Here is an 11,570-nt window from a genome sequence, read left to right on the forward strand (position 1 = left end):
GATGCGCCACGAGAAGTGCGCAGCAGGTGGTGCACGATGCGTGATGCGTGATGCGTGATGCGTGATGCGTGATGCGTGATGCGTGATGCGTGATGCGTGACGATTGACGCAGCGCTTCACATCGGGGGCAGTCTCGTCACCCCACCGCTGCGGTGCGCCCGATGTCCGGCCACCGGTGGTGCAAGTACATCCACGCCCCCAGGCCCACGCACAGCATCAGCAGCGATGCCACCGCCAGCAGCACCGTGGAGTGCATCACCAGCGGCACGATGATGCCCGCGACCACTCCGTTGGCGGTGGAGCCCACGAAAGCCTGCATCGACGAAGCCATGCCGCGCCGCTCCGGGTACAGGTCGAGCACCAGCAGCGTCACCACCGGCACCATCAGCGCCCAGCCAAATGAAAACACGGCAATGGGTGCCAGTGCCCACGCCACGTGCACCGGAACCAGCAGATTGGCGGCCAGGTTCAGCACGGCCACGGTGAACATGATCACGAATCCATGCCGGATCTGGCGCTTGGGCGCGATCTTGCCCGCCAGGCGCCCGCTGAGCCAGGCGCCGCCCATGATCCCCGAGATGGTGAGGATGAAGAACCAGAAGAACTGCGTGGGCGCCAGCGCCAGATGCTCGCCCAGGAACGCCGGTGCCGCCAGCACGTACAGGAACATGCCGTTGAACGGCACCCCGCTGGCCAGCGCCAGCAGCACGAAACGCGGGCTCGAGCCCAACTGCCAGTAGCCCCGCATCAGGTGCGGCACATTGAAGGGCTGGCGCAGGTCGGCGTGCAGGGTTTCGGGCAGCAGCTTGAAGTTGGCGACCCACAGCACCACGCCCACCAGGGTCAGAAACCAGAAGATGCTGTGCCAGCCTGTGTGCACGAACAGCCAGCCGCCCACGATGGGCGCAATCGCCGGTGCTACCCCGAAATAGATCGTGACCTGGCTCATCACCTGCTGGGCCCGCGCGGGCGGGAACATGTCGCGGATCACAGCCCGCGACACCACGATGCCCGCGCCCGTGGACAGGCCCTGCAGCGCCCGGAAGGCGATCAGTTGCCCGATGCTCTGCGACAGCGCGCAACCTGCCGAAGCGATGGTGAACATCGCAATGCCGCACAGCACCACCGGCCGCCGGCCAAAGCTGTCCGCCAGCGCGCCATGGAACAGGTTCATGAACGCAAAGCCGAAGAGGTACGCCGACAGGGTCTGCTGCATCTCCACCGGCGTGGCGCCCAGTGCCGTCGCGATGCCGGTGAAGGCCGGGATGTAGGTGTCGATGGAGAACGGCCCGAGCATGCCCAGGACGGCGAGCAGGGCGGCCAAGGCCCATTGCGGGGCGCGCCAGAGCGTGTGGGCGTTGGGATTCATGGGGCAGGGCGGGTGGGAGGCTTGAAGGCCGATGCATGCCTTGTGGGCACTGTGTGTGGATGCGCGTGCGGGGTGCGCAATCTTAAGGCGTCATGTCGGCGGCGAGGGTGCTGAGGCCCTGGGCGCGACGCAGCAGCATGGCCCCACGCAACACTTCGCGTTCACGATGCCTTGCGCTTTTGGGGCGTGAGCTGCCCCGACGCAGAGAAGCGGTACCAGCCGTCCATCCAGCCTTGTCCAAACAGCGAGAGCGTTTGCTCGTAGTAGGCGGTCGGCCGGATGGGCGTGGCCGCCAACCGGCCGCGCTGCGCCTTCAGTGCGCTGTCATCCCCTTGCGCTTGCAAGAACGGCAGCAGGGCCGCAGAGAACCCGGCCGGGCCCGGGCCGGAGCCTTGCCCGGTGAGCACGTCGACGTATTCCGGCGGATGGCCTTGCTCGCGCACCTGCCGCGCCATGGGTGCCAGCGCTGCCAGCACCGCCTTGCGACCTGTCGTACCGGGCGCCAGCATGCCCGCCCACAGGTAGACGCGGATGGCGTTGTAGCCACCCTGGCCTTTCTCCTTGCCCTTTTCATCGACGAGGAAGCCTTGTTGCGCGTCGTACAGCGTCCAGTCGGGGGTGTAGCCCTTGGGGGACGACCCCACGATGATCTTCTCGGAGCTTTGCGCCAGCTGCTTCCATGCGGGCTGCGGGTACAGCGTGGCCAGCCGCTGCATCACCTGCAGCGGCATGTAGCTGGGGTTGAGCTTCCAGCGGCCCTCGCCCTCGACGAAGCCGCGCGGGCCGGGCAGGAGGCTCAGGCCCAACTGCGGAATGTCGGCCGTCTCCTCGGCCAGGATGCGCTGCGCCAGGCGCGCGCCGAGCGCGTGGTAGCGGGGTTCTTTCCACAGCCGCGCGGCCTCACCCAGCACGTAAGCGATCCAGATGTCGGCGTCCGACGCTGCGTTGCTGTCGATCACGCCCCAACTCGCGTCCGGGCGCTTGCCCCAAAGCCAGGCAGGCAGCCGCGCGCCCAGGTCACCGCCGCACAGGTTGTTCTCGGTCCACCGCAGCAGCGTGTCGAAGCCCTTGCGGTCGTTGGCCACCAGCGCGAAGAACAGCCCATAGGACTGCCCCTCCGAATACGTCCGCCCGCCTTCCCCGTCGTCGGAGATCACACGCCCTTCGCCGCTCACGAACTGCGCCTTGAAGACGTCCCATTCCGGCCAGTGCCCGCCTTTGGGCAACGACGGTACCGGCGCTGCGCTGGCGGCGGGCTGCGCGCGTGCAGCGGACCAAAGCGCCGGCGTCAACGCACTGGCTCCGATGAGCAAGGCTTTGCGTCGGTGCAGCGGTGATGGCATGGCGGGATCTCCTGGATGGTGTGTACAAAAAGTAGGGCGGGGCTGTGCAAGTGCTGCCTTGTGCATCGAGGGCCCGGCAGGGACCGCATGACATTCGCTACTCAGGCGGGCAATGCTTTGCCTCGCGCGTGCGGAGACTGTAGACAGCAAGCAATGGTAGTCCACTAAAAATGATAGACCGCAAACGACAAGTGAATGTGTTGACGAGTTGGGACGTGATTGACCGCAACCTTCTTGCCGTTCATACACAGCGATTGCTGCTTGAGTGCTGAGTGAGTATGACAGTCGACTTCTGCGTGGAGAAGCGTGAAGGCGGTCGCTGGATGGCGTTACGGCTGGATATATTGACTTTTTGTATCAAATATCTCGGTTGCAAGAAAAATAAAGTTTTTTGTACTTGAGTTAATAATTATTTATGGGGCCACTTTGCCCGGCATATGGCAGTTTGTTGATAAAACCATTTATTTTCAAGGCGCCTGAGATCTCTTTGAAAGATATTTTTCCCCATTGGCGTTTCGATTCTCAATGGTGCATTAATGGCAAGGCTTAGGTGGCGATTCGCTGCGCTAGGATCCTCTGCACGAATCATCGCGCCGTGTGCATCTGCGGTCTTGGGCGGCCTGTGGCGTTGCCAATACTCGCAATAGCTACGGCTATGGCTGCGTTTTGCGCCTTGCACTCCATCCCGATCCGCAGCGCACACTTGGCAGCTCGATGCGTGCAGAGGATTCCTGCGGTCCGTAATCGTCATGGGAAGCCGCCAATAAATTACGCCTTGGCTTTGCCTAAGAATTTTGTCTTCGCTTCGTCGGTGCACAACAAGACTTTATCATTTCGTCCTGCGCAAATTTAATGTCTATAAGTGCTTACCCTTATCTGTTGGATTTGTGTCTAGTACATTCGGAGTAGTTCAATATGTGTGCATATTAAAAATGCGCAGCGTCCCAATGGCCGGCGCAAGTCTGACTAACTCCCTTCGCGAGGCAAGGCCATGCAGTAGGATGGATTTCAAAGTAATTCAAATTGTTGCAAAGAAAATCATTCAACTTGGTGTGTGTTGCAAATGCTGCAAAATTTTTGGTGTCTTCGGCTTAATTGGTGGTCTATTGCGCAATTTCATGGTGCAAAAATTTCCATAGAATATTTTTGACTGCGAGTGTGCGGCTAGCTCGTCAGCGCATCAATCCAGCCGTGATAGCCAACCGAAAGGATCGAAATGCCTATCAAGATGACAATGAAGAAAATTGCAGCGGGGCTTTCAATGAGTGCCATTGCAACTCTAGTGGTTCTGCCTACATCTAGTATCGCCGTCACTCCAGATCCGCATTATTCTATCAGTGGTTTCTGGACTTTTCCAAGAGCCTTTACCGAATTGTTCGACTGGCGTTCTTTTGCGGGCTGGGGGTCTGTCGGTGCAATAAATACCGTGGCGCTTGCACTGACTGGCGCCAGTGAAGGTGATGTGACTACTGCAGCCTTTACCACCCTTTGCGGGTCAGGTACTGCCGCAGTTTTGGCCAACTGGAAGCCAGCTAGTGATCCTTCGGCCTCATCTCATATTAAAGCAATAATTAAGGCGGCTGGGGTTACTTCTGTTGCCTCAGCTTGCAATTGGGTTGCTCCCAGTATCTTTGGGCGTATGGATTTAGAAATTCGTAAGGCTCAGAACTATATAAATTATTCGATGAATGCCACTGATTTAGATGATCTAAAAACTGCTGCGTCGAGGATTACTGCATCGACTGAGTCGGCGAGAGTGACGTTCCGCAATATAGCTTTTCATCAATCAGAGTTGGATAAGGCCAAAAGAGAATATCATGCCCTTTACTGCGATGAGGGCGGTTCTGGTGGAATTGGTCTCATCGCGGCACGATGCATGCACCTATCAATTGAAATGGCGAAAAGTGCAACCAAAATTTCCGAAGCTGCAAAAGATGCATTGTACTTTGGTGATACCAATTACTTTCTCATACAGCAAATTGGCCGGCTCATTAAAACCTAAATAGCAACAGCAATGCGCGTCATGACTCCAAAATACCGTAAAGCGATTGCCGTCTTTCTTTTTGGTGCGGCTTTAATCAGTACTCTATTAATACTCGCCAGAGAAGATCCTGAATTTCACGAAAATTCTGGTGAAAGTCGGGCCGGAGTCATGGCGCGTGCGCCTTCCGTTGAGCGAGAAGTCAACAATGCCGCGTGGAGTTATGCGGCTATGCCGAGTGGTGCATATTCGAAAATGAATCCTGCTGAATTTGCAAAAATACCCCTGCCTAAGAACGGGCATCCTTCATTTGATCGGGCAAATTTTCTAATTTTATGTCAGGATTATATTAATTCTGTTGAGGCTTTGCAAAATCCAATTGCAGAACTTACGGCTCAAATGCCGAACAACCCGAGCGTTGAGTCATTCATCTTTATGCGTGAAGTACAAAGAATTCGTTGCAAAGACGTAAAGAAAGATGAGTATGAGAAAATTGAAGTATTGATGAATGAGGCCGCTGAGGCAGGTGATCCCGGAGCTCGCACCTATCTAGGGTCCAAGGTTCTTTTGGCAGATTTGAAAACCTCAGAATCGTCGACTGGCGCAATTGAAAAGCGTCCTACCCCGGCCGAAGTGAAGGCTGCGGCAGGACAAATGATTGAATTGGCAATGACTGGAAACCGATTGGCCATTAGCCAGGCATATATAGTGACCAGTACAGATCGCTACGGGTTGAATGATCCAATCACAGCGGCAGCATGGAAAATGGTGATGTTTCAACGTCCTGACGCATCTTCATTTGACATGGATATCCCAGACGTACAACTGCCAGAAACGCTGAGTGAGTCCGATAAATCAAAGGCAGTTGCCAAGGCAAGGGAGTATTTCAATTTGTGTTGCAAACGCTTGGATACCTTGTCTGGTCAGGTCCAGTCGTCCAAGTGATCGTTGAATCGAAACTTACAATACGGCGTAGGCAATGGTAGATCCCGAAAGCCACCTCATCGCTGACTTTTTTACGAACATGCGCCGGCCTATCGCGCCATTTTGCTATGCCATATAACCGTACCCATGAGCTCTGCTACTGCGGTACGGTGGGCAACATGATGGGGCGTGCCGGATTTTGATGTTGTGACGCAGTACCACTTCTCGATGAGGAGCGGTCTATGCGAGAGCACGGGTAAGGAGGCGCACTTTCACACTCGCCCTAGTGGTGCTTTGTACGCTCCGGCTTGGCAGCGAACACCGGGCGCTAGTGTTTGGTGGCTTGCTCTTGAAGCGATCGAAATGGCGGCAGGTTGGCTGCAGCGACCGGCCTTCTCACGCCATTCAAGATAATTGCTTTTAGCGTCAACTGGGCTGAAGCGAAGGGATGCATTGAACTTCAAATGGGCTTGATCACGATAACCTGAGCATCATAATTTTTTCGAACTGATGTTGATCCTTTGAACTCACATTCAAAAATTCAGGGGTAAATTTTGAGAGATCACTTGGTGCGTTTAATTTTCGTCTTGTCGGTATCAGTTCTCGCCGGATGTGCTCCAAGTGGAGATGCGGGAGCGCCGCGGCCGGCTGTTCAGCGGGACATTGAAAGCTATGCCATAGCAAGCTGCCTGGCTCAGCAAACGAACGGGTATGTCAAGGATCAGGGCGATGCCTGGGCGTCTGTCATCGTTCAGCGTATGAAAGGCAATCTTGATGCCCTTGCGGAGATTTCAGAGCAAGTGAAGCGTGAGAGTGCCGCAGACAAGATCCCGATGGTGCGTGACGAGTCGAATCCGATGAGGTCCAAAGCGTTGCCAGTCATGCACTGCGGAGAGCTTATTGACAGGCCTGCTGTGAGAGCTGCGATCCAGAAGGCCGTTGTAGCTCTTGGGCCATCGTACGCGCAAGAGTGAGCTGGCGGACGGCAGAGGCCGTTGGCCTCTGGGCGAAGCAGCGCCATGGCCGTCACGTGGTTTTGCGCATCGAGGCGATTAAACGCATGGGGCGCAGGCTTTGCGAGCACGGCACGCCACCTTCGACTGCCCGTGACTGTTTGACTCATCTTCGGCTCACCAGCACTACTGGATATGAGACAGTCTCATATACGCGCCAAAGAAAAAAGCCGCTGCTATCGGTTTGATAGCTGCGGCTTCTCTGCCCATGCGGGCTAAGTTTGGTGGGTCCTGAGTGACTCGAACACTCGACCTACGGATTAAGAGTCCGCTGCTCTACCAACTGAGCTAAGAACCCAAACTTTTCGTAAATCTGTCTGCAATGCTGCAGAGCCTCGAATTATGCACTAGTTTTTCAGCACTTTGCAAGTGGTGCCAAAAATTATTGCTGCGCGTTGCGGCTGGCCAGCTCGATGAACAGGCCGCTGTGGTCCAGTTCGCCCAGGCCGTGCTCCACGCCTTCGGCGTACAGGTTTTCGAAGAGGGCGGTGATGGGCGCGTCGAACCCGATCTCGCCGGCAGTGGCCAGGGCGTTGCGCATGTCCTTGAGCTGCACCGCCATGCGGCCGCGGGGGGCGAAATCGCGCTCGACCATGCGCTGGCCGTGCAGCTGCAGGATGCGGCTGTCGGCAAAGCCGCCGCTGATGGCTTCGCGCACCTTGGCCATGTCGGCGCCGCCCTTGGCGGCGAACAGCAGCGCTTCGGCCACGGCGCCGATGGTGATGCCCACGATCATCTGGTTGGCCAGCTTGGTCAATTGGCCCGCACCGTGTGGGCCGACGTGGGTGGCACGGCCAAGGGCCTCGAACACGGGTTGGCCGCGGGCGAAGTCTTCGGGCCGCCCGCCGACCAGGATGGCCAGGGTGCCGTTCTCGGCACCCACGGTGCCGCCGGAGACGGGGGCGTCCAGGTGCGTGAGGCCCATCTCGCCCAGGCGGGCGGCGTGGTCGCGGGCTTCGCGGGGCTGGATGGACGCCATGTCGATGAAGAGCGCGCCTTTGCGCATGGCGCTGGCAGCGCCGGTGTCGAAAAGCACCTGCCCGACCACGGGGCCATTTTCCAGCAGGCTGACCACGATGTCGGCATGCTGGACGGCGCTGGCAGGGGTGTCATGCACGGTGATGCCGAACGCGGCCAGGGGCTCGGCCTTGGCGCGGGTGCGGTTCCAGGCGTGGACCTGGTGGCCCGCTTCGCGCAGGCGGCGCGCCATGGGGCGGCCCATCATGCCAATGCCGAGGACGGCGATGCGAAGTCGTGGAAGCTGCGGAAGTGGCGGGGTGGTGGTCATGGCGCTCTCCATCCTCTGATCATCCTCTGATGTTGTCTCTCTGGACATCATGGTCCCTTTTGCTGCGCGTGCCTGTCACGGAGCTTGCAGCTTGGCCCGATTGCCCAGATGATTCCGCAGCACAAAAAAGGAGACACATCCATGAGCCTGCCCCTGAACGACCCCGCCTGGCTGGAGCGCATGTACAACAACCGCGCCCTGGTGCCCGACCACATGGACTACCTGCAGCGCTGGGCGAAGACGTCCGCCGACGTGCGTGCCAGCCAGCCCTGTGTGCTGGATGTGGCCTATGGCACCGGCGTGCGTGAGACGCTGGACATCTTCCCCGCGGCGCGCACCGCGCCGGGGGGTGTGCCGGTGCTGGTGTTCATCCATGGCGGGTACTGGCGCGCGCTCGACAAGTCCGACCATTCCTTCATCGCGCCGCCATTCACGCAGGCGGGTTTTTGCGTGGTGGTGGTCAACTACGCGCTGTGCCCCGGCACGCCCGAGGCGCCGGTGACCATCCCGCACATCGTGCGGCAGATGGAAAAGGCGGTGGCGTGGGTGGCGCGCAGCATCACGGGCCATGGGGGCGACCCGCGGCGCATCACGGTGGCCGGGCACTCGGCGGGTGGGCACCTGGCTGCCATGATGTTGACCAGCGTGTGGTCGCTGATCGGCAACGGCCTGCCCGATGGGCTGGTGCGCAGTGCGCTGTCGATCTCGGGCGTGCATGACCTGGAGCCGCTCAAGCACGCGCCATTCCTGCAGGATGCCTTGCACCTGACCGATCAGCAGGTGCTGCAGGACAGCCCCTCGCGCCTGCTCGCTCCGGAGCACGGCATTCTGTACTGTGTGGCCGGCGGGGACGAGAGCGAAGAGTTTCGCCGCCAGAACGGCCTGGTGCTGCAGTCCTGGGGTGAGCATTCGGTGCCCCGCTGCCAGATATTACCGGGGCTGCACCACTTCAGCATCCTCGACACGCTGGCCCAACCCGGCAAGGATCTGCACCACATGGCGCAGATCCTGTTGCGGAGGTAGGGCCGGCGGGCCGGCTACATCAGCAGGTGCTCGCCCGCGTTGTCGCCGCCCAGGATCACGTAGTTGACCTTGCGGATGTCCATCAGCTTCTTGCCACCGGCATAGCTGATGGAGCTTTGCACGTCCTGCTCCATCTCGATGAGCGTGTCGGCCAGCTGGCCCTTCACGGGCTCCAGGATGCGCTTGCCTTCGACGTGCTTGTACTCGCCCTTGTTGAAGTCGCTGGCCGAGCCGTAGTACTCCTTGAACAGCGCGCCATCGACCTCGACGGTCTGGCCGGGCGACTCTTCGTGGCCGGCGAACAGCGAGCCGATCATCACCATGCTGGCGCCAAAACGGATGCTCTTGGCGATGTCGCCGTGGCTGCGGATGCCGCCGTCGGCAATGATGGGCTTGGTGGCCACGCGCGCGCACCACTTCAAGGCCGACAGCTGCCAGCCGCCCGTACCAAAGCCGGTCTTAAGCTTGGTGATGCACACCTTGCCCGGGCCCACGCCCACCTTGGTCGCGTCGGCGCCCCAGTTTTCCAGGTCGATCACGGCCTCGGGCGTGGCCACGTTGCCGGCAATCACGAAGGCGCCAGGCAGGTGCTGCTTGAGGTAGCCGATCATGTTCTTCACGCTGTCGGCGTGGCCGTGCGCGATGTCGATGGTGATGTACTCGGGAGTGAGGCCCAGCGCCACCAGTTGGTCCACGGTGTCGTAGTCGGGCTGCTTCACGCCCAGCGAGATGGAGGCGTAGCAGCCCTGCGCATGCATGTCCTTCACGAACTGGACGTTGTCCAGGTCGAACCGGTGCATCACGTAGAAGTAGCCGTTTTTCGCCATCCAGGTGCAGATCTTTTCGTCCACCACCGTCTTCATGTTGGACGGCACCACCGGCAGCCGGAAAGAGCGCCCGCCCAGCTCCACGCTGGCGTTGCACTCCGAGCGGCTTTCCACGAGGCACTTGCGGGGCAGCAGCAGAACGTTGTCGTAGTCGAAGATTTCCATGAGATTCCAAGCTCCATCAAAGGACGCAGCAAAACGATTTCTGCTGCGGTGGGCGCTTGGCCTGGCCCCGGCTTGGTCTGTGGGCGGGGCCGTGGTGGCCGCTCCGAACCCCGCAGTGCGCGGGCACAAAAAACCGGGCGTCAAGAAACTTGGGCCCGGTGATTGATTCTACCCGCCTGTTCAGTGCACGTTATAACGATGGGGGTATGACCGGTATGGCCTTCGGGCCTTCCGCGCCAGGGCGGCGCGTCTTTCAGCCTTCGTGCCCGTTCAGCGGCAGGCGGACTGCGCAGCGGCCACCATGCGCCCCTGCGCATCCTGCAGCCAGCCCACCATGCGCAGGCGCTCGGGCTTGGCGCCCTCAGGGATGCGCATGGGACGAATCTCCTTCCATCCGTATTGCTCTTTTTTTGATAGCTGGTTGCGCTCGTCCCAGCTGCCCTGCAGCATGTTTCGCACCACATTCCTTGCTACCGCGGTGCCTTCGGCGCCTGCAGGGATCGACTCCACCAGCAGCAGGTGGAAAGTCCAGGGGCCAGGGGTTGCAACGCGCTGCGAGCCGCCGCGGGCCGGGCTCAGCGAAATCGCCGCGCCCAGGTAATCGTTGAAGGGCAGGCCATGCGCCACGCGCAGCCGGCCAGGCGCAGGGGCTTCGGTCGCGGCGATGTGCACATCCGATCGCGCCGGCGCGCTGCGCCCCAGCGCCTGCAGACGTGCCAGCGCATCGTTGGTGGCGGCGGCCGACAGCGGGGCGTCGTCGCCTGCGGCGGTCGGCACGATCCAGTCGAGCACCAGGGCAGGGGACCGCGCCGACGGCGCAGGCGTGTTCGATTCGCCCCAGCAGGCCTCGCAGTCGGCGCTGATGAAGCGCTCGAACACCGCGACGGGCCGGGGTTGGCCGTCGCTGGAGCAGGTGGCCTGCGCAGAAGCAAGCAGCGGCAGGCAGGCGCTGATGAGTGTGGCAGCAGCTATGGCAAACCGCATGTCAGGTACCGGTCCGGCATTCAGGGGGGAGCGGCGTACCCGGAAACACAACCTCAGGGCGGCATGGATCGGGTTTGCGCACCTGCCGGATGCCTGCGGTGTAGTCCTCTTGTGCAATCCGTGCAGCGGTGCTGTCAGGCATATAGGCTGTGAATTCGTAGCTCAGGTTCGTGAGGGTCTGAGATTCCACGCTGATGGCGTGCTTGCAGGCAGCCTCCTGGGCCCACAGCTGGCTGCTGGACTGGGCAAGGCCCTTGGCCTGGATTTGAGGTGCGTAGTGGCTCTGCAGCACCAACAGGTTGCTGGTCACCCGGTACTGGGCCAGACCTTGCGCGTTGCGCATCGGGGTGTCCACCGTTTGCACCGTAGCAGGTGCCCACGTGCGCGGGCCGACCGCCTGGACCGGCCATGCAAAGGGCTGGACATGCGCAGCCATCCAGGCACACACGGCTGCATCCTGGGAGTACGTCATTGCAGGCATGGGCACAAGCGGCGGCACATCACCTGCGCCGGGGCCTTCCTGCGCCGTATCTCCGTTGCCGCCGCCGCAGCCCGCCAACACGACCGACAGTGTTGTTGCGCAAGCCAGCACGTGCCGGCGAATGTTGTCCTTCACAGCAGGTTCCTCCCATGGATGCATGTCACTGCATCAT

At 60.2% G+C, this 11,570-nt stretch carries 9 protein-coding genes and 1 tRNA gene; 3 read left to right on the forward strand and 7 right to left on the reverse strand.

The window, feature by feature from the left end:
• Positions 1-136: 136 nt before the first annotated feature.
• Positions 137-1,369, reverse strand: a complete 1,233-nt coding sequence (locus tag ASG27_RS11335) for a multidrug effflux MFS transporter (RefSeq protein ID WP_056416098.1) — start codon at positions 1,367-1,369, stop codon at positions 137-139.
• A 161-nt stretch (positions 1,370-1,530) separates the two neighbouring features.
• The gene (gene bcsZ / locus ASG27_RS11340) at positions 1,531-2,712 is read right to left on the reverse strand and encodes a cellulose synthase complex periplasmic endoglucanase BcsZ (protein ID WP_056416101.1); all 1,182 of its coding nucleotides are present in this window, start codon (positions 2,710-2,712) and stop codon (positions 1,531-1,533) included.
• Positions 2,713-3,946: 1,234 nt separating this feature from the next.
• Here bcsZ and ASG27_RS26680 point away from each other — a divergent pair.
• Entirely contained in the window at positions 3,947-4,714 is a 768-nt protein-coding gene (locus tag ASG27_RS26680; protein WP_156371515.1) for a hypothetical protein, read from the forward strand.
• A gap of 21 nt (positions 4,715-4,735) precedes the next feature.
• Positions 4,736-5,638 carry a hypothetical protein gene (locus ASG27_RS26685; RefSeq protein WP_156370616.1) on the forward strand — a complete coding sequence of 301 codons (903 nt, stop codon included), beginning with the start codon at positions 4,736-4,738 and terminating at the stop codon, positions 5,636-5,638.
• A 1,214-nt stretch (positions 5,639-6,852) separates the two neighbouring features.
• On the opposite strand, the gene ASG27_RS11345 is transcribed toward ASG27_RS26685, so the two are convergent.
• A tRNA-Lys gene (locus tag ASG27_RS11345) sits at positions 6,853-6,928 on the reverse strand.
• An 84-nt stretch (positions 6,929-7,012) separates the two neighbouring features.
• Positions 7,013-7,966, reverse strand: coding sequence for an NAD(P)-dependent oxidoreductase (locus ASG27_RS11350; protein ID WP_326938704.1), 954 nt, complete (start codon positions 7,964-7,966; stop codon positions 7,013-7,015).
• A gap of 93 nt (positions 7,967-8,059) precedes the next feature.
• On the opposite strand from ASG27_RS11350, the gene ASG27_RS11355 reads away from it, so the two are divergent.
• Positions 8,060-8,941: an alpha/beta hydrolase gene (locus tag ASG27_RS11355; RefSeq protein WP_056416403.1), complete on the forward strand. Its 882-nt coding sequence runs from the start codon at positions 8,060-8,062 to the stop codon at positions 8,939-8,941.
• Between the two features lie 14 nt (positions 8,942-8,955).
• On the opposite strand, the gene ASG27_RS11360 is transcribed toward ASG27_RS11355, so the two are convergent.
• The 3 genes from ASG27_RS11360 to ASG27_RS11370 form a co-directional block, all read right to left on the reverse strand.
• On the reverse strand, positions 8,956-9,933 hold the full coding sequence (locus tag ASG27_RS11360; RefSeq protein WP_056416104.1) for a GMP reductase: 978 nt from the start codon (positions 9,931-9,933) through the stop codon (positions 8,956-8,958).
• 270 nt (positions 9,934-10,203) lie between these two features.
• On the reverse strand, positions 10,204-10,917 hold the full coding sequence (locus tag ASG27_RS11365; protein WP_056416107.1) for a hypothetical protein: 714 nt from the start codon (positions 10,915-10,917) through the stop codon (positions 10,204-10,206).
• Position 10,918: 1 nt separating this feature from the next.
• Positions 10,919-11,533: a hypothetical protein gene (locus tag ASG27_RS11370; protein ID WP_156370618.1), complete on the reverse strand. Its 615-nt coding sequence runs from the start codon at positions 11,531-11,533 to the stop codon at positions 10,919-10,921.
• Positions 11,534-11,570: the final 37 nt, after the last annotated feature.

The organism is Acidovorax sp. Leaf191 (genome assembly GCF_001424425.1).
Lineage (GTDB): Bacteria > Pseudomonadota > Gammaproteobacteria > Burkholderiales > Burkholderiaceae_C > Acidovorax.

Coding starts and splice junctions, on each gene's coding strand:
- ASG27_RS11335 (WP_056416098.1), bottom strand. CDS start 1,369: ATGAATCCCAACGCCCACACGCTCTGGCGCGCCCCGCAATGGGCCTTG.
- bcsZ (WP_056416101.1), bottom strand. CDS start 2,712: ATGCCATCACCGCTGCACCGACGCAAAGCCTTGCTCATCGGAGCCAGT.
- ASG27_RS26680 (WP_156371515.1), top strand. CDS start 3,947: ATGAAGAAAATTGCAGCGGGGCTTTCAATGAGTGCCATTGCAACTCTA.
- ASG27_RS26685 (WP_156370616.1), top strand. CDS start 4,736: ATGACTCCAAAATACCGTAAAGCGATTGCCGTCTTTCTTTTTGGTGCG.
- ASG27_RS11350 (WP_326938704.1), bottom strand. CDS start 7,966: ATGTCCAGAGAGACAACATCAGAGGATGATCAGAGGATGGAGAGCGCC.
- ASG27_RS11355 (WP_056416403.1), top strand. CDS start 8,060: ATGAGCCTGCCCCTGAACGACCCCGCCTGGCTGGAGCGCATGTACAAC.
- ASG27_RS11360 (WP_056416104.1), bottom strand. CDS start 9,933: ATGGAAATCTTCGACTACGACAACGTTCTGCTGCTGCCCCGCAAGTGC.
- ASG27_RS11365 (WP_056416107.1), bottom strand. CDS start 10,917: ATGCGGTTTGCCATAGCTGCTGCCACACTCATCAGCGCCTGCCTGCCG.